Origin of the sequence: Streptomyces sp. NPDC050988 (assembly GCF_044456225.1) — a bacterium.
Classification (GTDB): domain Bacteria; phylum Actinomycetota; class Actinomycetes; order Streptomycetales; family Streptomycetaceae; genus Streptomyces.
Genome location: NZ_JBITFQ010000004.1, coordinates 212432 through 238138, shown reverse-complemented (window position 1 = coordinate 238138; position 25707 = coordinate 212432). Strand labels below are relative to the sequence as shown.

Annotated in this window: 22 protein-coding genes and 1 pseudogene; 15 read left to right on the top strand and 8 right to left on the bottom strand. The window is 69.2% G+C overall.

Features of this window, described 5'->3' with window-relative positions; translation table 11 throughout:
* The first annotated feature begins 12 nt into the window (after window positions 1-12).
* The gene (locus ACIBEI_RS12250; RefSeq protein ID WP_398887774.1) at window positions 13-561 is read left to right on the top strand and encodes a C39 family peptidase; all 549 of its coding nucleotides are present in this window, start codon (window positions 13-15) and stop codon (window positions 559-561) included.
* Window positions 561-923 (top strand): glutamate ligase domain-containing protein, encoded by a 363-nt coding sequence (locus tag ACIBEI_RS12245; protein ID WP_398887772.1) that lies wholly within the window; start codon window positions 561-563, stop codon window positions 921-923. The genes ACIBEI_RS12250 and ACIBEI_RS12245 overlap by 1 nt, the downstream gene beginning before the upstream one ends.
* Before the next feature lie 16 nt (window positions 924-939).
* Here ACIBEI_RS12245 and ACIBEI_RS12240 read toward each other — a convergent pair whose 3' ends face one another.
* Together ACIBEI_RS12240 and ychF are read right to left on the bottom strand one after the other, a co-directional pair.
* Window positions 940-2070, bottom strand: a complete 1131-nt coding sequence (locus ACIBEI_RS12240) for a hypothetical protein (RefSeq protein ID WP_398887770.1) — start codon at window positions 2068-2070, stop codon at window positions 940-942.
* A gap of 420 nt (window positions 2071-2490) precedes the next feature.
* Window positions 2491-3579, bottom strand: coding sequence for a redox-regulated ATPase YchF (gene ychF, locus ACIBEI_RS12235; RefSeq protein WP_398887768.1), 1089 nt, complete (start codon window positions 3577-3579; stop codon window positions 2491-2493).
* Between the two features lie 297 nt (window positions 3580-3876).
* Between ychF and ACIBEI_RS12230 the strand changes: the two genes are divergently transcribed.
* The gene (locus ACIBEI_RS12230) at window positions 3877-4302 is read left to right on the top strand and encodes a DUF6542 domain-containing protein (protein ID WP_398887766.1); all 426 of its coding nucleotides are present in this window, start codon (window positions 3877-3879) and stop codon (window positions 4300-4302) included.
* A 109-nt stretch (window positions 4303-4411) separates the two neighbouring features.
* Here ACIBEI_RS12230 and ppgK read toward each other — a convergent pair whose 3' ends face one another.
* Window positions 4412-5158, bottom strand: a complete 747-nt coding sequence (gene ppgK / locus ACIBEI_RS12225) for a polyphosphate--glucose phosphotransferase (protein WP_398887764.1) — start codon at window positions 5156-5158, stop codon at window positions 4412-4414.
* A gap of 29 nt (window positions 5159-5187) precedes the next feature.
* The gene (locus ACIBEI_RS12220; protein ID WP_398887762.1) at window positions 5188-6204 is read right to left on the bottom strand and encodes a 4-hydroxy-3-methylbut-2-enyl diphosphate reductase; all 1017 of its coding nucleotides are present in this window, start codon (window positions 6202-6204) and stop codon (window positions 5188-5190) included.
* A 106-nt stretch (window positions 6205-6310) separates the two neighbouring features.
* Between ACIBEI_RS12220 and ACIBEI_RS12215 the strand changes: the two genes are divergently transcribed.
* The 4 genes from ACIBEI_RS12215 (at window position 6311) to ACIBEI_RS12200 (ending at window position 10248) form a co-directional block, all read left to right on the top strand.
* A complete protein-coding gene (locus ACIBEI_RS12215; protein WP_398887760.1) occupies window positions 6311-7699 on the top strand; it encodes an APC family permease in 1389 nt (462 codons plus the stop codon).
* Between the two features lie 206 nt (window positions 7700-7905).
* A complete protein-coding gene (xseA, locus tag ACIBEI_RS12210; RefSeq protein WP_398887758.1) occupies window positions 7906-9126 on the top strand; it encodes an exodeoxyribonuclease VII large subunit in 1221 nt (406 codons plus the stop codon).
* A gap of 9 nt (window positions 9127-9135) precedes the next feature.
* Window positions 9136-9417 carry an exodeoxyribonuclease VII small subunit gene (locus tag ACIBEI_RS12205; protein ID WP_398887756.1) on the top strand — a complete coding sequence of 94 codons (282 nt, stop codon included), beginning with the start codon at window positions 9136-9138 and terminating at the stop codon, window positions 9415-9417.
* A gap of 240 nt (window positions 9418-9657) precedes the next feature.
* Entirely contained in the window at window positions 9658-10248 is a 591-nt protein-coding gene (locus tag ACIBEI_RS12200) for a malonic semialdehyde reductase (RefSeq protein WP_398887754.1), read from the top strand.
* A 67-nt stretch (window positions 10249-10315) separates the two neighbouring features.
* Here the strand turns inward: ACIBEI_RS12200 and ACIBEI_RS12195 are convergent, their stop codons facing one another.
* The gene (locus ACIBEI_RS12195; RefSeq protein ID WP_398887752.1) at window positions 10316-10834 is read right to left on the bottom strand and encodes a DUF4245 domain-containing protein; all 519 of its coding nucleotides are present in this window, start codon (window positions 10832-10834) and stop codon (window positions 10316-10318) included.
* A gap of 125 nt (window positions 10835-10959) precedes the next feature.
* On the opposite strand from ACIBEI_RS12195, the gene glpX reads away from it, so the two are divergent.
* Entirely contained in the window at window positions 10960-11991 is a 1032-nt protein-coding gene (glpX, locus tag ACIBEI_RS12190; RefSeq protein WP_189837419.1) for a class II fructose-bisphosphatase, read from the top strand.
* 203 nt (window positions 11992-12194) lie between these two features.
* On the opposite strand, the gene ACIBEI_RS12185 is transcribed toward glpX, so the two are convergent.
* Together ACIBEI_RS12185 and ACIBEI_RS12180 are read right to left on the bottom strand one after the other, a co-directional pair.
* On the bottom strand, window positions 12195-12572 hold the full coding sequence (locus ACIBEI_RS12185) for a WhiB family transcriptional regulator (RefSeq protein WP_398887749.1): 378 nt from the start codon (window positions 12570-12572) through the stop codon (window positions 12195-12197).
* Window positions 12573-12735: 163 nt separating this feature from the next.
* A complete protein-coding gene (locus ACIBEI_RS12180) occupies window positions 12736-13437 on the bottom strand; it encodes a DUF1707 domain-containing protein (RefSeq protein ID WP_398887747.1) in 702 nt (233 codons plus the stop codon).
* A 157-nt stretch (window positions 13438-13594) separates the two neighbouring features.
* Here ACIBEI_RS12180 and ACIBEI_RS12175 point away from each other — a divergent pair, with 157 nt between their 5' ends.
* The 5 genes from ACIBEI_RS12175 to ACIBEI_RS12155 all read left to right on the top strand — a co-directional run bounded on the left by ACIBEI_RS12175 (window position 13595) and on the right by ACIBEI_RS12155 (window position 21914).
* The gene (locus ACIBEI_RS12175) at window positions 13595-15262 is read left to right on the top strand and encodes a fumarate hydratase (RefSeq protein WP_398887745.1); all 1668 of its coding nucleotides are present in this window, start codon (window positions 13595-13597) and stop codon (window positions 15260-15262) included.
* A gap of 245 nt (window positions 15263-15507) precedes the next feature.
* Window positions 15508-16893, top strand: coding sequence for a class II fumarate hydratase (locus ACIBEI_RS12170; protein WP_398887744.1), 1386 nt, complete (start codon window positions 15508-15510; stop codon window positions 16891-16893).
* 73 nt (window positions 16894-16966) lie between these two features.
* Window positions 16967-17659 carry a DUF402 domain-containing protein gene (locus ACIBEI_RS12165; RefSeq protein WP_398887742.1) on the top strand — a complete coding sequence of 231 codons (693 nt, stop codon included), beginning with the start codon at window positions 16967-16969 and terminating at the stop codon, window positions 17657-17659.
* A 366-nt stretch (window positions 17660-18025) separates the two neighbouring features.
* A complete protein-coding gene (locus tag ACIBEI_RS12160) occupies window positions 18026-20236 on the top strand; it encodes a SpoIIE family protein phosphatase (protein ID WP_398887740.1) in 2211 nt (736 codons plus the stop codon).
* Window positions 20237-20450: 214 nt separating this feature from the next.
* Window positions 20451-21914: a catalase gene (locus ACIBEI_RS12155; RefSeq protein ID WP_398887738.1), complete on the top strand. Its 1464-nt coding sequence runs from the start codon at window positions 20451-20453 to the stop codon at window positions 21912-21914.
* A gap of 58 nt (window positions 21915-21972) precedes the next feature.
* On the opposite strand, the gene ACIBEI_RS12150 is transcribed toward ACIBEI_RS12155, so the two are convergent.
* Window positions 21973-24333: a transglycosylase domain-containing protein gene (locus ACIBEI_RS12150; protein ID WP_398887736.1), complete on the bottom strand. Its 2361-nt coding sequence runs from the start codon at window positions 24331-24333 to the stop codon at window positions 21973-21975.
* 276 nt (window positions 24334-24609) lie between these two features.
* Here ACIBEI_RS12150 and ACIBEI_RS12145 point away from each other — a divergent pair, with 276 nt between their 5' ends.
* Complete coding sequence (locus ACIBEI_RS12145) at window positions 24610-25263, top strand: Uma2 family endonuclease (protein ID WP_398887734.1); 654 nt, start codon at window positions 24610-24612, stop codon at window positions 25261-25263.
* Window positions 25250-25525: pseudogene (locus ACIBEI_RS12140) on the top strand (hypothetical protein); the annotation flags it as partial. The gene ACIBEI_RS12145 and the pseudogene ACIBEI_RS12140, both read left to right, overlap by 14 nt.
* Window positions 25526-25707 lie beyond the last annotated feature (182 nt).

The window sequence follows — 25707 nt, the reverse complement described above, 5'->3', positions numbered from 1 at the left end:
GAGCCTGCCGCTGTGCCGCGCGTCCACGAAGTCCCCATGTGCCGTCAGCTCATCGACCCCGCCGAATGGGATCTACACGGAGGGTGGGCACTCGGGGACAGGATCGAATGGTCTAACCGGGCGTGCGGCCTGGCCTCGCTGAGAATGGTCCTCCTTGCCTACGGGCGCGAGGCTCCCACGGTTACGGAACTGCTGAAACTCGCGGTGAAGAACGAGGTTCTGACGCCCCGTGGGGCGCTCCACGCAGGGATCGCGAGTCTGTCGGCCGATCTCGGGGTTCCTTCGGCCGCTGAGCCTGTGGCTGCCGATGATCTCCTCGGCCGTCTCGACGAGGCCCCGCTGATCGTCTCTGTGACCGAGCAGTTCCCCAACGACGGCCGCTCTGGCGGCCACCTCGTCATCCTTCGCGGCTACGAGGACGGCCCCGATCCGACGATCTTCATCCGAGACCCGTCGGCTTGGGGCCAGACTCACGACCGGGTCACCCTCAGCCGCCTGTACCCCTCGTACACCGGCCGCGCGATCACCTTCGCACCCTTGAAACTCACTGGAGAGTCTTAATGACCGAGGCAGACGGCGGCACGACCCAGGCCGCAGGTGGCCGCAAGATCGCCGTACTCGGAGAGATGCTGGAGCTGGGCGACCAAGCCGTTGAAGCCCACCACGAGGTCGGCCGCATGGCGGCGGAGTACGGCATTGACCTCGTCGTTGCGGTCGGCGGTGACCTCGCAAAGCAACTCGCCCTCGTTGCGGGCGCGGCAGGCGTACCGGACATCGCGATGGTGGGCGACAACCAGACGGCCGCTGCCTACCTCCATTCCATCCTTCAGCCCGGCGATACGGTGCTCGTTAAAGCGTCTCGCGGTGGTCAGCTCTGGCAAATCGCCCAAGCGCTCACGGGACAGCCCGTCACCAGCCTGTAGACCTTGCTCAGCCCCCTTAACCCACCTGGGCGAGGCTGCGCTCGACTTCCTCTTCACGAGCAGCCGCGCCGAGGCTGTCGACGGTCTCGGGCTCGGACGGCTCGGGCTCGCCAACCGGGGCCACCTCCTCGGCTTCGTCCTGGGCCTCGGTGACCGTCGAGACGGCCTCAATGGGAATCTCCGCGGTGGCCGAAGGCTCGCCCTGCGCCGCGTCCACGACGGTATCCACGATGGCTCCGATGGCGGCCTGCGAGACGTCCTGCGGGTTGTCCACGACGACCGGCTCCGGGGCGGAGATCACCTCATCCGTGGCCGAGTCCGTGAGCGTCACCACGACCGTGCACAGGGGCGCCTCCGGAGACTCTTCGACAGGGGCCACGACTTCCGCCGTGACGGTCATCGACGCGGACACCTGAGCGGTTGCCGTGACCTGAAGGGCCTCCACGACCTCATCGTCGTTCACGTCGAGCGGGACGACCGTGTACTCAGGCTCGGTGCCGGGCTGGCTGATGTCGGCCATGAAGGTGCGGAACGGGCTCAGCTCGTCGGGTAGGGACTCGACCACATCCTCGATCGGGTCCGGCACAACGTCCTTCACGGTGTCACCAAGCACGTCGACAAGCCCCTTGTCCGTCTCCTCGGCCTTCCCCGTGGCCTTGCCGTCCTCCTTGTCTTCCTTCGCGGCGGGCCCGTTGCCCTTCTTCTTGCTGCCCTTGTCGCTCGACGCCTTTCCACTCCCGGCTGCCGGGGCATCCGCCTTGCCACCCTCGCTGGAGGCTTCGCCGTACGAAGCCTCCTCCGCTGGCGCCACCTGCCGGTACATCTCTCCGTCCGCGACTACGTACGTCAGCGCGTTGTCCTTGCCCTCTTCTTCGCCGTAGGCGAGTTCCCGGGCCTCCTTGAGAGTCAGCCCTCGACTCAGAGCCTCGCGGATGATGGCGTTGCGCTGCGCGGCGGTGAACTCCACCCCGGCAATTCCGCCCCGGCCGTCGAAGAAGTCGCCCGTCTCAGCCGCTCTTGCCTCGCGATCCTCGGCTCCCGCGTCGGGGGCAGTGTGGCCCGCCTCGGTGTTCTGCGGGGCCCCCACGTTGCCGCCTGGCTGCAAGGCGGCCAGCGACCCGCCGTATACGAGGGCGGTTGCGAGCATGCCCCACCCCGCGAAGGCCGTTCTTCTCTGCGGCTCCCCCTTCGTCGGCAGCGCGAGGACACGGGAAACGGACAGACGACGTGCAGCCACAGAGAACCCCCCGGTTCGGAACAAGTGCTTCCAGTTATCCAAAACGGACGCGCGTTCGAATGCAAGCGCATTCCGTGCCCGCGAGGCTCACACTTTGTACTGCCGGGTAGCGGGCAACCCTAGCGACGCCTCGTGCGTCGGAAGCCCACCCAGAAGACCCAGCATCAATCCAGCACGGTAGGGATGAAGAGGGGTGACGAGAGGTGACGAGGTGTCAGAAAATCCAGCACCGATCCAGCACGGGAAAAAACCAGGGGCCCGACTCCGAAGAGTCAGACCCCTTCTGAACTGCATATTTGCCAGATCAGCGACGTGATGGTATGTCACCCGCTACACGTTGAACCTGAACTCCACCACATCCCCGTCCCGCATCACATACTCCTTGCCCTCCATGCGGGCCTTGCCCTTGGCGCGGGCCTCGGATACTGAGCCTGTTTCGACCAGGTCTTCGAAGGAGATGACCTCCGCCTTGATGAAGCCCTTCTGGAAGTCGGTGTGGATGACTCCGGCGGCCTCGGGGGCGGTGGCGCCCTTCTTGATGGTCCAGGCTCGGGATTCCTTGGGGCCGGCGGTGAGGTAGGTCTGCAGGCCGAGGGTGTTGAAGCCCACGTGGGCCAGCGTGGCGAGGCCGGGCTCCTCGACTCCGACGGACTGGAGGAGCTCCAGGGCCTCCTCGTCGTCCAGCTCGGCGAGGTCCGCCTCCAGCTTGGCGTTGAGGAAGATCGCCTCGGCGGGGGCAACCAGTGCGCTCTGCTCGGCCTTGAAGGCGTCGTCGGTCAGCTCGTCCTCGTCGACGTTGAAGACGTACAGGAACGGCTTGACGGTGAGCAGGTGCAGGTCGTGGAGGAGCGCCTCCTGGTCCGAGTCCTGCTTGATGCCCGCGGCGAAGAGCGTCTGGCCGCCGTCCAGGATGGACTTGGCCGCCTCGACCGCCGCCACCTTCGCCGCGACGTCCTTCTTGATCCGCGACTCCTTCTGGAGGCGCGGCAGGACCTTCTCGATGGTCTGCAGGTCGGCGAGGATCAGCTCGGTGTTGATCGTCTCGATGTCGTCCTTCGGCGAGACCTTGCCGTCCACGTGCACGACGTTCTCGTCTTTGAAGGCACGGATGACCTGGCAGATCGCGTCCGACTCACGGATGTTCGCGAGGAACTTGTTGCCGAGGCCCTCGCCCTCGCTCGCGCCGCGCACGATGCCCGCGATGTCCACGAAGTCGACCGTGGCCGGAAGGATCTTCTGAGAGCCGAAGATCTCCGCCAGCTTGGTCAGCCTGGCGTCAGGGACGCCGACCACGCCGACGTTCGGCTCGATCGTGGCGAACGGGTAGTTGGCCGCCAGCACGTCGTTCTTGGTCAGGGCGTTGAACAGGGTCGACTTGCCGACATTCGGCAGACCGACGATTCCGATCGTGAGCGACACGTTGCGACTTCCCGTACGTAAGGGTGGAGGACGATCCAGACGATCCACCAGTCTACGGCGTTCCGCGCCCCGTACCGGCGACGTATCGAACGCTTGCTCAAGGTCGGCCAAAGCGCGTGTCCCAGGGCCTATTCCACACATAACCCGACCTAAGTTGGACCTGTGGAGCAACACAGAACTCGCCCCCCTCAGTCACCGCCGCTGCGACGCGGCGCGCCCCTTCCCCCGCAGGCCGGACGGGGCGGAGCCCGTACGACCCGGCAGGCCGGGGCCGGTGTTCCGCGGAGCGCGCCGGCCGTGTCACCGCTCGTGCAGGCCGTCCGCCGGTTCCCCAACCCCCGGCTCACCGGGCTGGGCAGCGGGCTGTTCTGTGCCGCGTCGATGTTCGCGCTGGCCTGTCTGGACGCGCTGCTGTTCGGGTCCTCGCTCGTCGTCTACGGGGTGCTGTTCCTGCCCGTGTGCGCGTTGACGGCGGTGTGGGTGCGGCGGGCCGACCTCGTCACGGCGGTCGTCGCCGTGCCGATCGCCTTCGCCGTCGGACTGCTGCCGATCGCCGACAGCGACGGGGGGCTCTTCGGGCGGCTGATGGGGCTGGTCACCGCACTCGCGCTGCACGCCGGGTGGCTGTACGGAGGCACGCTGGTCGCCGGGCTCATCGTCACCGTGCGCAAGGTACGGATGATGAGCCGTCGTGCGGCGCAGCAGCGGCGCAGGGTCGGCTGAGGTTCGCGTCCCTGTCTCCCCATGGCCGCCCGGGCCTCGGAGCCATGCCCGGGCGGCTCGGCCCGAGTGCCGCCCGGGGTGGTCGACGCCGGGGGCGTCGCCTGCGCCGCTAGCTCGCCTTCGCCGCCCGCATCGCCGCGCCCACGATCCCCGCGTTGTTCTGCAGCTGGGCCGGGACGATCTCCGCCTTGATGTCCTCGATCAGCGGCAGGAACTTCTGGGACTTGCGGCTGACGCCGCCGCCGATGATGAACAGCTCGGGCGAGAAGAGCATCTCCACGTGGGCGAGGTACTTCTGGACGCGCCGGGCCCAGTGCTCCCACGTGAGGTCGTGGTCCTCCTTGGCCTTGGTGGACGCGTGCTTCTCCGCGTCGTGGCCGTTCAGCTCCAGGTGGCCCAGCTCCGTGTTCGGCACGAGGACGCCGTCCACGAAGAGGGCGCTGCCGATCCCCGTACCGAACGTGAGCAGGAAGACCGTGCCCTGGCGGTCGCGGCCCGCGCCGAACTGCATCTCGGCGACGCCCGCCGCGTCCGCGTCGTTCAGCACCGTCACCGGCAGTCCGCCCAGCCGGTCGCCGAGGAGGGCGCGGGCGTCCGTGTCGATCCAGCCCTTGTCCACGTTGGCCGCCGTACGGATGGTGGCGCCGCCGGTGACCACACCCGGGAAGGTGATCCCGACCGGGCCCGTCCAGCCGAAGTGGCCGACGACCTCCTTCACACCGTCCGCCACCGCGTCCGGGGTCGCGGGGTGCGGCGTGAGCACCTTGTAGCGCTCCTCCGCCAGGTCGCCGCGGTCCAGGTCCACGGGCGCACCCTTGATCCCTGAACCGCCGATGTCCACACCGAAGATCTGCATGGCTCTACGTTACGTCGTACGACGGACAGTCACTCCGCCGAGGGGGTGCTACCGGTGCGGTCCGCCACCAGGGCCGCCGCCTCCGCGCGCAGGTCACGGCGCAGTTCCTTGGGGAGGGAGAACGTGATGGACTCGTCGGCCGTCTTCACCGTCTCCACGTCGCCGTAGCCGCGCTCGGCCAGCCACTCCAGCACGCCGTCCACCAGTACGTCCGGGACCGAGGCGCCGGAGGTCAGGCCGACGGTGGTGACACCCTCCAGCCAGGCCTCGTCGATCTCGGCGGCGAAGTCCACCAGGTGCGCGGCGGCGGCACCCGCGTCCAGGGCGACCTCGACCATGCGGATCGAGTTCGAGGAGTTCTTCGAACCCACGACGATCACCAGCTGGGCGTCCTCGGCGAGCTTCTTCACCGCGATCTGGCGGTTCTGCGTGGCGTAGCAGATGTCGTCGCTGGGCGGCGAGATGAGCTGCGGGAACTTGTTCTTGAGCGCGTCGACCGTCTCCATGGTCTCGTCGACCGACAGCGTGGTCTGGGAGAGCCAGACGACCTTGGAGGGGTCGCGGACCTCGACCTTGGCGACGTCGTCGGGGCCGTCGACGAGCGTGATGTGCTCGGGCGCCTCGCCGGACGTGCCGATGACCTCCTCGTGGCCCTCGTGCCCGATCAGGAGGATGTCGTAGTCCTCCTTGGCGAAGCGGACCGCTTCCTTGTGGACCTTGGTGACCAGCGGGCAGGTCGCGTCGATCGTGGCGAGCCTGCCGGCCGCGGCCTCGTCGTGGACGACCGGGGCGACGCCGTGCGCCGAGAACATGACGATGGACCCCTCGGGGACCTCCGCCGTCCGTTCGACGAAGATCGCGCCCTTCTTCTCCAGGGTCTGCACGACGTACTTGTTGTGGACGATTTCGTGGCGGACATAGATCGGGGCCCCGTACTGCTCCAGGGCCTTCTCGACGGCGATCACGGCACGGTCCACTCCCGCGCAGTAGCCACGAGGAGCGGCGAGGAGGACACGGCGGCCAGTCGAAGCAGTCATGCATCCCATCGTAAGGCCGCGCCCTGCGCGTCAAAGATCGCCGCCTTGGGGAGACTGGTCGGGCAGCTGGGGAGCTGGGAGGGGTGGGGCAAGGCGCGACTCTCGGGAGGTACGGATGTCCGGCACGGAGACCTCGGCCGCGCGGGCCGACGACGAACACGACGGACACGACGGACACGGCCTGCGGCGCGATCTCGGCTTCCGCGATCTGGTCGTCTACGGGCTGCTGTTCATCGCGCCCATGGCGCCGGTCGGCATCTTCGGGACCCTCGACGCCAGGTCGCACGGGGCGGTCGCGCTGGTCTACGTCGTCGCCACGGTCGCGATGGCGTTCACCGCTTTCAGCTACGCCCAGATGGTGCGCGTGGTCCCCCAGGCGGGTTCGGTGTTCGCCTACGCGCGCGCGGCGCTCGGAAAGGAGGCGGGGTTCATCGCCGGCTGGATGGCGATGCTGGACTACCTCCTCATCCCCGCGGTGGCGTACCTCTTCTCCGGGATCGCGATGAACTCCCTGGTCCCGGAGGTCTCGCGCTGGGTGTGGACCGCACTCGCCGTCGTCGTCACGACGCTGCTCAACCTGTGGGGCGTACGGGCCGCCGCGCGCGTCGGATTCCTGGTGCTCGCGATGGAAATCGTGGTCCTCCTTGTCTTCGTCGTGTCGGCGGTCGTCGTCCTCGCACGCGACGGGGCCGAGCGGGGGTGGCTGTCGCCGCTGTCGGGTGACGGCTCCCAGGGGGCGTTCGCGCTGTCCGCGGTCGTCGGGGCCGTGTCGATCGCGGTGCTCTCCTATCTCGGCTTCGACGCCATCGCCTCCTTCGCCGAGGAGGTGACGGGGAGTTCGGAGAAGGTGGCCAGGGCGGTGCTGTTCTGTCTCGCCCTCGCCGGTGTGCTGTTCATCGCGCAGACGTATCTCATCGCCCTGCTCGAACCGCTGTCGTCCGCGCAGCTCGCCGCCGATCCGGGCAAGCAGGGGTCGGCGTTCTACGACGCCGTGGACGCCTCCGTCGGGACGTGGCTGCACGATCTGGTGGCGGTGAGCAAGGCGATCGGGGCGGCGTTCGCGGCGCTGGCGGGGCAGGCGGCGGCCGGGCGGCTGCTGTTCGCGATGTCCCGGGACCGGCGGCTGCCGCGGGTTCTGTCCCGGACTGACTCCGGGACGCCTCGGGTGGCGCTGCTCTGTGCTGCCGTCATCACGATGGTGGCCGCGGTGTGGGCCGCTCGGCGTGACGACGGGATGGACCATCTGGTGTCGGTGGTCGACATCGGGGCGTTGACCGCGTTCACGCTGCTGCACGCGAGTGTGGTCGGGTGGTTCGCCGTGCGGCGGCTGGGTGGGGCCGTGGTGTGGTGGCGGCATGTGCTGATGCCTGTCGTGGGGGCGGCGATCACTGTGGCTGTGATCTTCGAGGCGTCGGGGGCGGCGCAGGTGGTGGGGGCGGTGTGGTTGGTTGTTGGAGTGGGGGTGTTGGTGGCTCAGCGGGGGCGGGCCCCTGCGGCCGGCTGACCCGAGGATTTCGCCCCCGCCGCCCCTACCCATTCCCGTCACTTACTCAGGGGCTTCGCCCCCGAACCCCCCAAAAGATTGCGCAGTTCCCCGCGCCCCTAAAAAGGGGCGCGGGGAACTGCGCTCTCAGCCCCGGCCAATCCGCGCCCGCCCAACTCGCCCAGACTCACGGCCGCTCTGTCACAGCCTGCGGCTACGCTCGCCGTATGGCTCTCAACACGTCCTCGGACGCCCCCATCCCCGTCGGTGAGGTGTCGCGGCTCATCGGGGGATGGATCGACCGGCTCGGGGCGGTGTGGGTGGAGGGGCAGATCACCCAGCTGTCGCGGCGGCCGGGCGCGGGTGTCGTGTTTCTGACGCTGCGCGATCCGTCGTACGACATCTCGGTGAGCGTGACCTGCTATCGCCAGGTGTTCGACTCGGTCGCCGACGTGGTGAGCGAGGGCGCCCGTGTCGTCGTACTCGCGAAGCCCGAGTGGTACGCGCCGCGTGGGCAGTTGTCGTTGCGGGCCGCCGAGATAAAGCCGGTGGGCGTGGGCGAACTGCTCGCCCGGCTTGAGCAGTTGAAGAAGTCCCTGGCGCGTGAGGGGCTGTTCGCGGCCGAGCGCAAGAAGCCGCTGCCCTTCCTGCCCCAGCTCATCGGGCTCGTCTGCGGCCGTGCCTCCGCCGCCGAGCGGGACGTGCTGGAGAACGCGCGCCACCGCTGGCCCGCCGTCCGCTTCGAGGTGCGCAACGTCGCAGTGCAGGGCGTCCACGCGGTCCCGCAGGTCGTCCAGGCCGTGAAGGATCTCGACGCGCTCGACGACGTGGACGTGATCATCGTGGCGCGCGGCGGCGGCAGCGTGGAGGACCTGCTCCCGTTCTCGGACGAGCAGCTCGTACGGGCGGTCGCGTCCTGCCGTACACCGGTCGTGTCGGCCATCGGGCACGAACCCGACAACCCACTGCTCGACCATGTGGCCGACCTGCGCGCCTCCACTCCCACCGACGCGGCGAAGAAGGTCGTTCCGGACGTCGGCGAGGAGTACGAGCGCGTCCAGTTCCTGCGGGACCGCGCCCGCCGCAGCGTCCAGTCCCTCATCGACCGGGAGGAGAGAGGCCTCGCCCACGCGCTGGCCCGCCCCTCGATAGAGGATCCGCACCGGATGGTCGACGAGCGCGCGGACCATGTCGCCTCGCTGCTCGACCGCGGCCGCCGCACGCTCGGGCACCTCCTCGACCGTGCCGACTCGGAGCTGACGCACACGCACGCGCGCGTGGTGGCCCTCTCCCCCGCCGCGACCCTCAAGCGGGGGTACGCGGTGCTGCAGAAGTCCGACGGTCACGCGGTCCGGTCCCCGGACGAGGTGACGGCGGACGAGTCCCTGCGGGCGCGGGTCGCCGAGGGCGAGTTCACGGTACGAGTCGATGTCCGAGACAGACCCTAGGGTGGGCGCATGACCAGCAGGACGGACGAGGCGCTCGGGTACGAGCAGGCACGGGACGAGCTCATCGAGGTCGTACGACGCCTGGAGGCGGGCGGTACGACGCTTGAGGAATCGCTCGCCCTGTGGGAGCGGGGCGAGGAGTTGGCCAAGGTGTGCCGGCGGTGGCTGGACGGCGCCCGCGCCCGCCTCGACGCGGCTCTGGCGGGGGCGGAAGCGGGAGAGGAAGCCGAGGAGGCGTCCGGCGCGTCCGGCTCCGGCTCCAGCTCCGGCTCCGGCTCCGGCTCCGAGTAGCTCAGGGGCCTGTGCCTGACGGCCGTCACGCACGACTGTCCCGACTGTCAGGCACGGGAAACCCCTCCCAAAAAACACCCTCCGCGCTCACGTTCACACCCGCTCCGCCAACCCCCGCGGCCTGTGAAACGGATCACCATGCTCCAATTTTGGTTGAACACTAAACTTCCTCGACGTACCTTCGGAAGTGCAAGGCGATCCCCCACAGGGTTCGACACACTCCCCCGAAAAGGTTGATTCATGTCCCTCGTCCTTGACCCCACAGCTCAGGACCTGCTCTTCCGTGAGGCCCGCACCGCGAACGCCTTCACCGACGAGCCTGTCTCCGAGGAGCAGGTGCAGGCGATCTACGACCTGGTCAAGTTCGGCCCGACCGCCTTCAACCAGTCCCCGCTGCGCATCACCCTGGTCCGCTCCGCCGAGGCCCGCGAGCGCCTGGTGCAGCACATGTCCGAGGGCAACCAGCCGAAGACGGCCACCGCACCGCTCGTCGCGATCCTCTCCGCGGACAACGAGTTCCACGAGGAACTCCCGCACCTCTTCCCGCACTTCCCGCAGGCCAAGGACGTCTTCTTCGCCGAGCGCCCGGCCCGTGAGAGTGCCGCCACCGTCAACGCCGCACTGCAGGCCGCGTACTTCATCATCGGCGTCCGCGCCGCCGGCCTGGCCGCCGGCCCGATGACGGGCTTCGACTTCGCGGGCGTCCAGAAGGAGTTCCTCGACGACGACCACACCCCGCTGATGGTGGTCAACATCGGCAGGCCGGGCGAGAACGCCTGGCACCCGCGCTCCCCGCGCCTCGAGGCCGACCAGGTCATCACGACCGTCTGAGCCTCGCCGCATGCATGACGACGGCCCCCGGCACGAACGCCGGGGGCCGTCGTCATGCGCGCGGGCCCTACTCCGTCTTCAGGGCCTGCGCCATCTTCGTCAGCTGTGCGAAGGACGCCGTGCCGGTGACGACCGTCGTGGAGCCCTTCTCCCGGAGGACGAGGGCGTCGTACTTCGCGCCCTCGTACCGCTCCCAGGAGCGCTCGCCGATGCGCTGCGTCTTGTTCGTCTCCTCGGCGCCCTGGCTCGCGTCGTCGATGAACGTGACGGGCTTCTGAGTCGACTGCTCGATCGCGACGTACTCACCGTCGGGGTCGTGGAAGCCGAGGTGCCACGCGTCGAAGTCGGCGCCCTGGAACCGCACCGACGTGGCCTTCCACTCCTTGGCCAGACCCTCGGGCGCCGCCACCGGATAGGCGGCGGCGCGGCGTGCCGTGAGGAGCTCCACGCGGTAGTCGACCCGCTTGAGAGGGGGCTCCGAGTCGTCATTGGGAATGAAGACGTAGATGAAGCCCGCGACTATGCCGATCAGGCCCAGGGACAACACCATGTCCCGGACCGACTGCTTGCCTTTCATACCTGCCACGCCCCCATCGTCGCAGGTGTACTGGTCTGCTCATCCGTGGGCCCCCCTGCTCATTTTGTCGGACTGAGGATAGAGTCGCCCCGAACCCTCATCCGGCCGTCGTCGTATCAGAAAGGTGCGCTCCGATGACCGAGCATCACTTGCCGTCCGAACTCGAGGTCCCGTCCGAGGCCCCCGACCGAAACCTCGCCCTTGAGCTCGTCCGGGTCACCGAAGCCGCCGCCATGGCCGCGGGCCGCTGGGTCGGCCGCGGCGACAAGAACGGCGCCGACGGCGCTGCCGTACGGGCCATGCGGACCCTCGTCTCCACCGTCTCGATGAACGGCGTCGTCGTCATCGGCGAAGGGGAGAAGGACGAGGCCCCGATGCTCTACAACGGGGAGCGCGTCGGAGACGGGACGGGCCCCGAGTGCGACATCGCCGTCGACCCGATCGACGGCACCACGCTCACCGCGAAGGGCATGACGAACGCGATCGCGGTACTGGCCGCCGCCGACCGCGGCACCATGTTCGACCCGTCCGCGGTCTTCTACATGGACAAGCTGGTCACCGGCCCCGAGGCCGCCGACTTCGTCGACATCAACGCGCCCGTGTCCGTGAACATCCGCCGGGTCGCCAAGGCCAAGCGCGTCACGCCCGAGGACGTCACGGTCGTCATCCTCGACCGGCCGCGCCACGACGGCATCATCAAGGAGATCCGGGAGACCGGCGCCCGCATCAAGCTCATCTCCGACGGCGATGTCGCGGGCTCGATCCTGGCGCTGCGCGAGGGCACCGGCATCGACCTGCTGCTCGGCATCGGCGGTACGCCCGAGGGCATCATCTCCGCCTGTGCGGTGAAGTGCCTGGGCGGCACGATCCAGGGCAAGTTGTGGCCCAAGGACGACGAGGAGCGGGCGCGCGCGGTCGACGCGGGGCACGACCTCGACCGGGTCCTGTTCACCGACGACCTGGTCTCCGGCGAGAACGTCTTCTTCGTCGCGACCGGGATCACCGACGGTGAGCTGCTGCGAGGGGTTCGCTATCGGCCCGAGACCGCGACGACCGACTCGATCGTGATGCGGTCGAAGTCGGGGACGGTGCGGCAGATCAACTCGGAGCACCGGTTGGCGAAGCTGCGGGCTTACAGCGCGATCGACTTCGATCGCGCCAAGTAGGTTCGCCGACTGCGCCGTTCACTGCGGGCCGTGGGTATCCGCGGGTTCGTTTGGGCTGGTCGCGCCCCGCGGCGGAGCCGCAAAATGTCACAGCCCCGCGCCCCTGAAGGGGCGCAACCTGGCCGGCGCTTTACGGCAACGGCTGATTCTTGTACGCCGATGGGGCGCCCCTTGTGCGGAGGGGCGCCCCATCGGTGTGAGTGTCAGCCGGCCGCGGCTATCGGGCCGGTGGAGCGGGCCGCCTTCTGCAGTTCGAGGTCGCGGCGGCGGCGCCGGGCCAGGACCACGCGGCGCTCGGCGGCGGTGAGGCCGCCCCATACGCCGTACGGCTCGGGTTGCAGCAGTGCGTGTTCGCGGCATTCGACCATCACCGGACAGCGTGCGCAGACCCGCTTTGCCGCCTCCTCCCGGGACAGCCGGGCCGCGGTGGGTTCCTTCGAGGGCGCGAAGAACAGCCCGGCCTCGTCGCGGCGGCACACGGCCTCCGTGTGCCAAGGGGCGTCCTGGTCCCTCTCGCGCACCGGCACCGGCTGGGGCGGAACGGCAGCGACCTGCAAGGACTGATGCGGCGGATGCAGCACGGTCTACTCCTGACGACGGCTTCGCGAGCGAGAGACGATGCAGCAAGGCCTACCCGCTGTACGCGCGCCTATGCACTCAGTTCCGAAGCGCGGGAGATCCCGACCGGCACTGGACCGTCACTACTGGACCAATACCCTCCGCTCGCCGCGAAATTCGCGACCGTCAATGCCCGAGGTGTTTGCGCAACTTCGCGTTCACCCGGTCCCCGACCCGGTCGAGGATGTCCTCGATCAGCTTGCCCCGCTTGGGTTTTGCCTCGATATTTCCCAGTACGGCCAGTCCGTCCACGTACACCACGGGGGCGTCGTGGTCGACCGAATCCAGCGTGTCCACCTCGAAGTTGCCCAGGACCCCGCCGCCGTTGCCCCGCAACGACACGTTCTCCGGGACCCGGATCTCGACGTTGCCGAAGACCGATATCACCTTGATCACGACCTGCTGGTGCTCGAAGACCGCCTCGCTGAGGTCTATTTCCACGCTGCCGAAGATCGCGTACGCGTGCGTGCGGCGGCCTATGCGCCAGCGGCCCTTGCGGACCGCCGCGCTGAACACCGCCACCACGTTCTCCTCGGCGACCGGGGGGACCTTGCCCGGGGTGGGGCGGTTCGGCGCCGGGGCGAACGTCCCCGCCGGGCGGGACGGGTGGGCCACCGGCAGGTCCGCCACGAGTGGTTCCAGCTCGCCGACGGTCTTCGCGCGGAAGACGTCCTCGACCCGCTCGGAGTGCTCCTCCGCGGTGAGGCGGCCCTCGGCGAGGGCCTCGCGCAGGATGTCCGCCGTCCGGTCGCGGTCGGCGTCGGACGCCCGGAGGTCGGTCGGCTTCCGAAGGTCGGGTGCGGGTGGGGTGCGCTTCTCTAGGTCCACGACAGCAGCGTACCCAAACGCGATAGATCGCGACTAGAGGGTGTGGACGGCGAACTGAGCCTTACCTCACAAGCTTGGTGTCAGCAGCAGGTTCTACGCTGGTTGGCGCCCGCCAACGGAGGCGGCCGCTGTCTGTCGATAAAGGAATGTGGGCGAGATGCCTGAGTTCGCGTACACCGATCTGCTCCCCCAGGGAGAGGACACCACCCCCTACCGGCTGGTGACCTCCGAGGGTGTCTCCACCTTCGAGGCCGACGGGCGCACGTTCCTCAAGGTCGAGCCGGAGGCTCTGCGCACGCTCGCCGCCGAGGCCATCCACGACATCCAGCACTACCTGCGGCCGGCCCACCTCGCCCAGCTGCGGCGCATCATCGACGACCCCGAGGCGTCGAGCAACGACAAGTTCGTCGCGCTGGACCTCCTGAAGAACGCGAACATCGCCGCCGCGGGCGTCCTGCCCATGTGCCAGGACACCGGCACGGCGATCGTGATGGGCAAGCGCGGCCAGAACGTGCTCACGGAAGGCGGCGACGAGGCGGCCCTGTCCCGCGGCATCTACGACGCCTACCTGAACCTCAACCTGCGCTACTCGCAGATGGCCCCGCTCACCATGTGGGACGAGAAGAACACCGGGTCGAACCTGCCCGCCCAGATCGAGCTGTACGCGACCGACGGCGGCGCCTACAAGTTCCTCTTCATGGCCAAGGGCGGCGGCTCGGCCAACAAGTCGTTCCTCTACCAGGAGACGAAGGCCGTTCTGAACGAGTCCTCCATGATGAAGTTCCTGGAGGAGAAGATCCGCTCCCTGGGTACCGCGGCCTGCCCGCCGTACCACCTGGCGATCGTCGTCGGCGGTACGAGCGCGGAGTACGCCCTGAAGACGGCGAAGTACGCCTCCGCGCACTACCTGGACGAGATCCCGGCCGAGGGCTCCGAGCTCGGGCACGGCTTCCGGGACAAGGAGCTGGAGGAGAAGGTCTTCGAGCTGACGCAGCGGATCGGGATCGGGGCGCAGTTCGGCGGCAAGTACTTCTGCCACGACGTGCGCGTGGTGCGGCTGCCGCGGCACGGGGCGTCCTGCCCGGTCGCCATTGCCGTGTCCTGCTCCGCGGACCGGCAGGCCGTCGCGAAGATCACCGCCGAGGGCGTCTTCCTCGAGCAGCTGGAGACCGACCCGGCGCGGTTCCTGCCGGAGACCACGGACGAGCACCTCGACGAGGCGTCGGACGTTGTCGAGATCGACCTGAACCAGCCCATGGACGACATCCTCGCCGAACTCACCAGGTTCCCGGTGAAGACCCGGCTGTCCCTCTCCGGGCCGCTCGTCGTGGCGCGGGACATCGCGCACGCCAAGATCAAGGAGCGGTTGGACGCGGGCGAGGAGATGCCGCAGTACCTGAAGGACCACCCCGTGTACTACGCGGGGCCGGCCAAGACGCCCGAGGGGTACGCGTCCGGGTCGTTCGGGCCGACTACGGCCGGGCGGATGGACTCGTACGTGGAGCAGTTCCAGGCCGCCGGGGGTTCCAGGGTGATGTTGGCCAAGGGGAATCGGTCTCAGCAGGTCACTGACGCGTGCGGGGCCCACGGGGGCTTCTATCTCGGGTCCATCGGTGGGCCCGCGGCTCGGCTTGCGCAGGACTGCATCAAGAAGGTCGAGGTCGTCGAGTACGAGGAGCTCGGGATGGAGGCCGTGTGGAAGATCGAGGTGGAGGACTTCCCGGCGTTCATCGTCGTCGACGACAAGGGCAACGACTTCTTCAAGGACCCGGCGCCCGCTCCGACGTTCACGTCGATTCCTGTGCGGGGGCCTGGGCTGGGCTAGCCGGGGGGGCACTGAGGGCCTTTTTCGCCCCCGCCGCCCCTACCCATTCCCGTCACTACTCAGGGGCTTCGCCCCCGAACCCCCAAAAGATTGCGCAGTTCCCCGCGCCCCTTGGGTTTTTAGGGGCGCGGGGAACTGCGCGATCAGCCCCCACCGGCCCGCACCCGACAACAAACCCCACGGGGTCTGGGGCGGAGCCCCAGGGGACGGGAATGGGTAGGGGCGGCGGGGGCGATGTACCTGTTATGAGCGACTACCGCATCGAACACGACTCCATGGGTGAGGTCCGCGTCCCCGCGGACGCGAAATGGCGGGCCCAGACCCAGCGCGCCGTCGAGAACTTCCCCATCTCCGGGCAGCGGATCGAGCGGGCGCACATCGAGGCCCTCGCCAGGATCAAGGCGGCCGCGGCCAAGGTGAACGCCGGACTCGGGGTCCTGGACAAGGACATCGCGGAGGCCATCCAGGAGGCGGCCGCCGAGGTCGTGGACGGGAAGTGGGACGAGCATTTCCCCGTAGACGTTTTTCAGACAGGGTCCGGGACCTCGTCCAACATGAACACGAACGAGGTCATCGCCACGCTGGCGACGGAACGGCTCGGCAGGGACGTACATCCGAACGACCATGTGAACGCCTCGCAGTCCAGCAACGACGTCTTCCCCTCGTCCATCCACATCGCCGCGACCGCCGCCGTCACCCGCGATCTCGTCCCCGCCCTGGAACACCTCGCGGACGCGCTCACCCGCAAGTCCGAGGAGTTCGCGGACGTCGTGAAGTCCGGGCGTACGCATCTGATGGACGCGACGCCCGTGACGCTCGGGCAGGAGTTCGGGGGGTATGCCGCCCAGGTGCGGTACGGGGTGGAGCGGCTCCGGGCGTCTCTTCCCCGGCTCGCCGAGCTGCCCCTCGGGGGGACCGCCGTCGGGACCGGGATCAATACCCCGGCGGGGTTCTCCGCCGCCGTGATCGCGGAGGTCGCGCGGAGCACCGGGCTGCCGCTCACCGAGGCGCGCGACCACTTCGAGGCGCAGGGGGCGCGGGACGGGATCGTCGAGACCAGTGGGCAGCTGCGGACCATCGCGGTCGGGCTGACGAAGATCGCGAACGACCTTCGGTGGATGGCCTCCGGGCCCCGCACCGGTCTGGCCGAGATCAGTCTTCCCGACCTCCAGCCGGGTTCGTCGATCATGCCCGGCAAGGTGAATCCGGTCATTCCCGAGGCCGTACTGATGGTCGCCGCGCAGGTGACCGGCAACGACGCGACGATCGCCACCGCCGGAGCCTCCGGGAACTTCGAGCTCAACGTGATGCTGCCGGTCATCGCCAGGAACGTACTGGAGTCGATCCGGCTCCTGGCGAACGTCTCGCGGCTGCTCGCCGACCGGACCGTCGACGGGATCACGGCCAATCGCGAGCGGGCCCGGGAGTACGCCGAGTCGTCTCCGTCCGTCGTGACGCCGCTCAACAAGTACATCGGTTACGAGGAGGCCGCGAAGGTCGCCAAGAAGGCGCTCGCCGAGCGGAAGACCATCCGTGAGGTCGTCCTGGAGTCGGGCTACGTCGAGCGGGGAGACCTCACCCGGGAGCAGCTGGACGAGGCCCTGGATGTCCTGCGGATGACGCGCCCGTAACGTCATCCGGCCCGGCGCGCGAACCGTGACGCGCGCCGCAGCGTCGTATGCCATGGGCACCTAATATCTGTTCATGGCAGAGGGTGGAGCGGTGACACACGTGGAAGCGGGCGGGTCGGCGGCGTACTGGAACCCCGGGAGTCGGATCCTGTGGCGTTACCGGGAGAACGCCGGCGAGCGCTTCCACATCGTGCGCCCCGTGACCGTCGTGCGGGACGACGAGGAGCTGCTCGCCGTGTGGCTGGCCCCCGGGACGGAGTGCGTGAAGCCCGTCCTCGCCGACGGCACGCCCGTGCACGTGGAGCCGCTGGAGTCCCGTTACACGAAGCCGAGGACCGTGCAGCGCGGCCACTGGTTCGGCACGGGTGTGCTGAAGCTGGCGCGGCCCGGTGAGCCGTGGTCGGTGTGGCTGTTCTGGGAGCCGGGCTGGCAGTTCAAGAACTGGTACGTCAACTTGGAGGAACCGCTGGCCAGATGGGCCGGCGGGGTGGACTCCGAGGACCACTTCCTCGACATCTCGGTGAACCCGGACCGGACTTGGGACTGGCGCGACGAGGACGAGTTCGCGCAGGCCCAGCGGGACGGCCTGATGGACGCCCGACTGGCCGCGCGGGTGCGGGAGGCCGGCCGGGCCGCGGTGGAGGTGATCCGTGCCTGGGGCCCGCCGTTGTCGGACGGCTGGCAGCACTGGCGCCCGGATCCGTCCTGGTCCGTACCGTCGCTGCCGGACGACTGGGATCGTACGCCCGCGCACGTGTCCACGTGAGACCCTTGATGTGCCCCCGTGGTAGAACCGTAGGATCGTCCTCCGCAACGAACAGTCACGGTCGGTGCGCAGCACCGTCGTTGAGGAGTGGTGGTCGGGTGGCGGGCGGGCGCGAGGCGACAACTCCCGGAGCACACGCTGGGCTTGACCGAACGTCACCGAGGGGCGGCAGGACGTGAGCGAGGGGTACGAGGGCCACAGCGGTACGGTCAGGAGGCGGCCGGACGGGCTGTTCCCGCCGGTGCCCGACGGTCCCTCTTCTGAGAGGCTGTCTGACCACGCGGTGATTCCGTTCCTGGGGCACGCATTCCGGGTATCGGGATTTCTGCGGGACGAACTGCACGCACGGCGCGCAGCACCGGACGGATGGATTCGACACGCGTGACGGAGCACCCCACCTCCAACGAGCGCCGCCAGCCAAGCGCTGCCCGGCCCACCGCCCCCGCGGACCCCCGCGGGGCGCTTCTGCGTACCCCGGAGCCGCCGGCGCGGGGTTCCACCGGTTTACCCGCACAGGGACGGCCGGCCGAGGCCCCCGCCTCACCCGGGATCCCGGGTGCGCCCGCTTCAGACGGCCAGGGCCCGACCGGCTCCCCCACGCCGTCGGGCGCCCTCGCCGCCGCCACGGGCACGCCCGCCGCGTCCGGGACCCCGGCCGGCAGCCAGGGCCCTCCCGCGCCCTCAGGCGGTCACGGCCCGACCGGCGCTCCCGCCGGCTCGGGGTCCGAGCATTCCCAGCCGTCCGTCACGGAGCCGGACCCGCATCGCCCGCGGCCCGCGCCCGAGACCATCCCGGCCCAGTCGGGTGCCGAGGCGGCCGCGGTCCAGAGCGGCAAGGAGCGGCGTACGGGGCAGGGGGCCGCGCCGGGCACTCCCATGCCCATGCGCCGGGACGGCGACCGGCTGCGTTTCGTGGGGGCCGCCACCCGGCGGATCGCCCGCGGCATCGACCTCGACGAGATCGTGATGGGCCTGTGCCGGGCCACCGTGCCGACCTTCTCGGACGCGATCCTCGTCTATCTGCGCGACCCGCTGCCCGTCGGTGACGAACGGCCCACCGGGCCCGTCGTGCTGCGGCTGCGGCGCACGGACCGGATCCCCGAGGACCGGGACACCGAGGGCTTCCTGCTGCCCGCGCTCCAGCCCGAGCCCGACCTCGGCATCACCGCCGAGCTGTGCACCGTACGGCCCGGTGGCGCGCTGAACGAGGTGCTGCGCGGGGTGCGGCCCGTCTTCGCGGACGCGCCCGCCGCTCGGGCCGCGCTGCCCGAGCTGATCGGCGAGGACCTGACGGTGCCGGGCGGCCAGCGGGCGATCCTCGCCCCGCTGCGCGGCCGTCGCCGCGTGATCGGCGCCGCGCTGTTCCTGCGCCGCCCGGACCGGCCCGCCTTCGAGACCGACGATCTGCTCGTCGCGGCCCAGCTCGCCACGCACAGCGCGCTCGGCATCGACAAGGCCGTGCTGTACGGACGCGAGGCGTACATCGCGGACGAGCTGCAGCGCACGATGCTGCCCGAGACGCTGCCGCGCCCGACCGGCGTGCGGCTGGCGTCGCGGTACCTCCCGGCCGCGGAGACCGCCCGGGTCGGCGGCGACTGGTACGACGCGATCCCGCTGCCCGGCAGCCGCGTCGCCCTCGTCGTCGGTGACGTCATGGGCCACTCCATGACCTCGGCGGCCATCATGGGCCAGCTGAGGACGACCGCGCAGACCCTCGCCGGTCTCGACCTGCCTCCGCAGGAGGTCCTGCACCACCTGGACGAGCAGGCCCAGCGGCTCGGCACCGACCGCATGGCGACCTGCCTGTACGCGGTGTACGACCCGGTCGCGCACCGCATCACCATCGCCAACGCGGGCCATCCTCCGCCCGTCCTGCTGCACCTGGGCGGCCGGGCCGAGGTCCTGCGCGTACCGCCGGGTGCCCCCATCGGCGTGGGCGGGGTGGACTTCGAGGCGGTCGAGCTGGACGCGCCGGCCGGCGCCACCCTGCTGCTCTACACCGACGGTCTGGTCGAGTCGCGGCTGCGTGACGTGTGGACCGGTATAGAGCAGCTGCGCGAGAAGCTCGCCGCCACCGCGCAGCTGACCGGCGCCGACCATCCGCCGCCCCTCGAGGCGCTGTGCGACGAGGTGCTCGACATGCTCGGCCCGGGCGACCGGGACGACGACATCGCGCTGCTCGCCGCCCGCTTCGACGGGATCGCGCCGAGCGATGTCGCGTTCTGGCATCTGGACCCCGAGGACGCGGCGCCCGGCCGGGCCCGCAGGCTGGCCCGCAAGGCGCTCTCCCGCTGGGGTCTGGAGGAGCTCACGGACTCCCTGGAGCTGCTCGTCAGCGAGGTCGTGACGAACGCCGTGCGCTACACGTCACGGCCGGTCACGCTGCGTCTGCTCCGTACGGACGTGCTGCGCTGCGAGGTCGGTGACGACGTGCCGCAGTTGCCGCGGCTGCGGCAGGCACGGGCCACGGACGAGGGCGGCCGCGGGCTCTACCTGGTGAACAAGCTGGCCAGGCGGTGGGGCGCGACCCGGCTCAGCACCGGAAAGGTGGTCTGGTTCGAGCTGAACCACGGCTGAGTCGGACCACGGCTGAGTCGGACCGCTACTGAATCGGACCGCTGCTGAGTCGATCCCTGATCGAGGGGTACCCACGGGGGACGCCCCCCGGCAGCCGGTGAGAATCGAACCGGAATTGGACCGCGTCCAAATGTTGCCGACATCCCGTCGGCGGAGTTGACTGCTGGGGTGGCCGAAGCGACCTTACGACTCTCTTCTTGACGGGAGGACGCTCGTGACGCAGACACCCCAGAAGGCTCCGTACACCACGAACAACGTCGGAATTCCGGTGGAGAGCGACGAACACTCGCTCACCGTCGGTCCCGACGGCCCGATCCTGCTCCAGGACCACTACCTCATCGAGAAGATGGCCCAGTTCAACCGGGAGCGGGTCCCCGAGCGGGTGGTGCACGCCAAGGGCAGTGGCGCGTACGGATTCTTCGAAGTGACCAATGACGTCAGCCAGTTCACCAAGGCCGATCTGTTCCAGCCCGGGAAGCGCACGGAGATGCTGGCGCGCTTCTCGACCGTCGCCGGTGAGCAGGGCTCGCCCGACACCTGGCGCGACCCCCGCGGTTTCGCGCTCAAGTTCTATACCGAGCACGGCAACTACGACCTGGTGGGCAACAACACGCCGGTCTTCTTCGTCCGTGACACGATCAAGTTCCAGGACTTCATCCGCTCGCAGAAGCGCCACCCGGTGACCGGGCTGCGCAGCAACGACATGCAGTGGGACTTCTGGACGCTCTCGCCCGAGTCGGCGCACCAGGTGACCTGGCTGATGGGCGACCGGGGCATCCCGAAGACGTACCGCCACATGAACGGCTACTCGTCCCACACCTACATGTGGATCAACGGCGCCGGTGAGCGGTTCTGGGTGAAGTACCACTTCAAGACCGACCAGGGCATCGACTTCCTCACACAGGACGAGGCCGACGAACTCGCCGGTTCGGACGCGGACAAGCACCGCCGGGACCTGTACGAGTCGATCGAGTCCGGGAACGCGCCGAGCTGGACGCTCAAGGTCCAGATCATGCCGTTCGAGGACGCGGCGGACTACCGCTTCAACCCGTTCGACCTGACGAAGGTCTGGCCGCACGGCGACTACCCGCTGATCGACGTCGGCCGGATGGTCCTCGACAGGAACCCCGAGGACTACTTCGTCCACATCGAGCAGGCCGCCTTCGAGCCGTCCAACCTGGTGCCGGGCATCGGCCCCTCGCCGGACAAGATGCTGCTGGGCCGGCTGTTCTCGTACCCGGACACCCACCGGTACCGGATCGGCCCCAACTACGCCCAGCTGCCGCCCAACCGGCCGCACGCTCCGGTCAACTCGTACGCCAAGGACGGCCCGATGCGGTACGTGCCGTCGAACGCGGCCCGCCCGTACGCGCCCAACTCCTACGGCGGACCCGCGGCGGACTACGGGCAGTTCGGCGATCCGGCGAGCTGGCAGACCGCCGGCGAGCTGGTGCGCGAGGCGACCGAGCGGCACCGGGAGGACGACGACTGGGGGCAGGCGGGGACGATGGTCCGGCAGGTCCTCGACGACGCCGCCCGGGACCGGCTCGTGTCGAATGTCAGCGGGCATCTGCTGGCCGATGTGTCCCGGCCCGTGCTGGAGCGGGCGCTGCAGTACTGGCGGAACATCGACAAGGAGATCGGCGACCGGATCGCCCACTCGGTCAACGGGGACTGAGGGCCGCTACTGGTTCCCCGCGCCCCCTGAAGGGGGCGCGGGGAACTCGTATCGCCGGTTACGGATCCGACTGTGGGTCGTCCGGGTCCGTCGGTAGTTCTATGCCGTCCGGTGGTGACGGTGCGCTGGTGGTCGGCGTCGGAGGATCCTCGCTCTCGGTCGGGGTCTCCTCGGGACTGCTCTCCGCAGGCGGGCTGGTGGTCGGCGGCTTCGTCGTCGGGTCCTCGGTGGTCGGATCGTCGGACGGGGTCGTCGACGGCTGAGTGGCCGTCGGCGTGATCGTCGGCTGGACGGCCGCGCCCTGGTCGGTGTCCAGGTCGAACTTGGAGACACCGCCCATCACGCCGAAGGTGTACGTCGCCCATATCTGGGCCGGGAAGCCACCGCCGTTGACCCGGCCGCCGCCGGCCGCGCCCTGCAGCGTGACCTGGCTGAACGCCTTGACCTTGACCGGCTTGTCCTTGCCGCAGCGGGTGGTGCCCGCCTTGGCCGCCTCGCCGAAGACGCCCACCGAGGTGACGAGCTTGGGCGTGTAGCCGGTGAACCAGGCCGACTTGTTGCAGTCGGACGTGCCGGTCTTGCCCGCGACCTGCTGGCCGTCACGGGCCGGGTTGTCGCGTACGGACGTCTTGGCCGTACCGTCGTCGACCACGCCGGTCAGCACCGAGGTGACCGTGTCGGCGGCCTCGACGCTGATGACCCGGTCGCCGATCGGGTTCGGGAACGTGACCGCCCGGTCCTTGTGCTCGACCGACTTCACGAGGGCCGGCGTGACCTTCCTGCCGTGGTTGTCGAGCGTCGCGTAGACGCCCGCCATCTCCAGCGGGCTCGCGCCCATCGTGCCGAGGGTCTGGGCGGGCACCGACTTGGCACCCTCGACGTCCATGCCGAGGTCGCCCGCGGTCTTCATGACCTGGTCCATGCCGACGTCGACACCCAGCTGGGCGAAGACGGAGTTGATGGACTTGTTCATCGCGGTCTGGACGGTGACGTCTCCGTAGTCGACGTCGTCCTCGTTCGGCGGGGCGAAGCCGACCTTCTTGCCGTCGTCGACGACGGGACGCTTGCTGGTGCCGTCGTAGATCGTCTTCGCCGTGACCGGCGTGCCGTCCTGTGTCTCGGCGTCCTTGTCGACGGCCGCGGCCAGGATCAGCGGCTTGAAGGTGGAGGCGGGCTGGTAGTCGCGGCGCGTCGCGTTGTTCGTGTAGTGCTTCACGTAGTCCACGCCGCCGTACATCGCGAGGACCTTGCCGGTCTTCGGGTCGACGGACACGGCACCGGCCTGGACGTCGGCGTCGATGTCCCGCTTCTCGGCGTCCAGTTTGCTGGTCAGCTGGCTCTTGACGGCCTTCTCCAGCTCGGCCTGCTTCTTCCTGTCGATGTTCAGGGTGATGGTCCAGCCACCGGCCTTGACCATGGTCTCGGCCTCGTCCATGTCGGCGGCCGTGCCCTGCGCGACGAGCTGCTTCTTCAGCGAGGTGTCGGCGGCCTCCACCAGGTAGCCGGCCTGGCCCTGCAGACCGGGCGCGCCCTTGGGGTCCTTCGGCACGGGGAACTTCATGTCGTCGCGCTTGGCGGCGCTCAGCCAGCCCTCCCCGACCATGTTGTCCAGGACGTAGTTCCAGCGGTCCGTGACCAGCTTCTTGCTGGTGTCGCTCGCGACCGCCCAGTCGTACTGGCTCGGCGCCTGGAGCAGCGCGGCGAGATACGCGCCCTGCGCGACCGAGAGATCTTCCGCGTCGACCTGGTAGTACGCCTGCGCGGCGGCCTGGATGCCCCATGCGTTGCGGCCGTAGTAGCTGGTGTTGATGTAGCCCGCGAGGATCTCGTCCTTGGACTCCTGGCGGTCCACCTTCAGGGAGATGACCAGTTCCTTCAGCTTGCGCGTGACGGTCTGGTCCTGCGTCAGGTAGTAGTTCTTGACGTACTGCTGGGTGATCGTCGAGCCGCCCTGCTTGCCCTTGCCGGAGAGGGTGTTGAGCAGACCTCGGGCCGTGCCCTTGAAGTCGACGCCGGCGTCCTCGTAGAAGGACTTGTTCTCGGCGGCGACGAAGGTCATCCGGACGCCCTTGGAGACCTGGTCCAGGTCGACGAGCTCGCGGTTCACGTCGCCGTCGCGGGCGAGCGTCCTGCCGTCGCTGTACTTGTAGATGTTGCTCTGCTGGACCGCGGCGGCGTTGCCCTTGGGAACGTCGATCATCAGGTACAGAGCGACGAAGGCCGCCATCCCGAGCAGACAGAGGCCGAAGAACGTACCGAGGAGCTTCTTCCAGGTGAAGAGGCGACGTATGCCACTTTTCGCACCGGCCTTGGCGCCGGTCCCGGCACCGCCCTTGGCGCCGGCTCTGGACGAGCGCTTCGGCGCGGCGCGGTGGCCACCGCCGCGCTGCCGCGCTCGTCTCTCTTCCGCTCGTCCCATGGGTCCGATCCGCTCCGCTTCCGTCTCTCGTGTCTCACAGGTTCACAGCTCGGGTCAGCTCAGCAAACTAACACCGCGCGTGGGGACATAGGACGGTCGATCCCGTCTTTTGCGGACGTGACAATCAGCACCTGTCCCGAACTGTCCCTTTGGAACCGACGATCGAGAGGGCTGGAAGGTTGCTCCGCACTCGTACGTGTGAACCATCGCGCACCCGACAGCACGGGCCGCCCCGGCCTACGATGATGCTCTCGGCACCAGCCCAGGAGGTACGAGATGTCCGCAGCACCTGTCGAGCGCCCGCACGGTTCCGAGGGGTCCGACCCGTACGGCGAGAAGCCGCGGACCCTGCTCGACCAGGCCGACCGGCTCATGGAGCAGCTCCCCGGGTACCGCGTCGAGATCCTCGGAGGAGCACTCACCGTGACACCGCCCCCGGACGCCGCTCATGCGCGGGCGCTGACCGACCTTATGGTCCCCTTCATGGCAGCCGGGCTACACGGAGACGAGGTGAAGGTCCTCCAGAGTGTCGGCCTCTGGCTCCCCGACGGCCCCGAGGACTTCGCCGTCCCGGACCTCTGCGTCGTCGATGCCGACATCGAGGAACACCTGGTCGAGTACAACTGCTACGACCCGGCGGTCTTCCGCCTGGTGCTCGAAGTCACGTCGAGCAACCATCGCAACGACCTGCGGACGAAGGTCAAGGCCTACGGCAACGCGAAGGTCCCCGTCTACGTGATCGTCGATCGGAAGCACGACCGCCTCCATGTGCTGACCGATCTCGTCGAGGCCGGTTACGACACGCACCGAGTCCACCCGCGGGGCGAGCACGTCACGCTCCCCGAGTCGATCGGCGCCGAGGTCACCCTCGACGTGTCGGCCGTGCTCAGCGCGGCCCAGGCAGCGCCGGACCCGCGCATCCGGCGCTGAGATCGCCTCCGCGATGCTCCAGCGGCCGCAGGCGGGCGCGGTCGTCGCCGCGCGGCGGCAGATCATGGACGGTGCGGTCGGCATGGTCGAGGACGCGCTCGCCCGGATCACCATGGGGGTCCCCCCGGCCGAGGTTGTTCGAGGCCGGGGGAGGGACATCGTCGAGCTGGACTCCGAGCGGAAGGCGGCGATGGTGTCGAACCTGTTGGTGGTCCCGTGCGGCGACCGCGCCCCGCAGCCCGTCCTCAACACGGGGTCCCTGCTCCGCCAACGCGCAGATCGAGTTCCTGCTGGCCTCCCCTTTCCGGGGAGCCCGAGGACTAGACACCCACGGGCAGGGGGCTGCGGGTTTGCGATGAGGGTGCGGGCCGGTGGGGGCTGATTGCGCAGTTCCCCGCGCCCCTAAAGACCTAGGGGCGCGGGGAACTGCGCAATCTTTTGGGG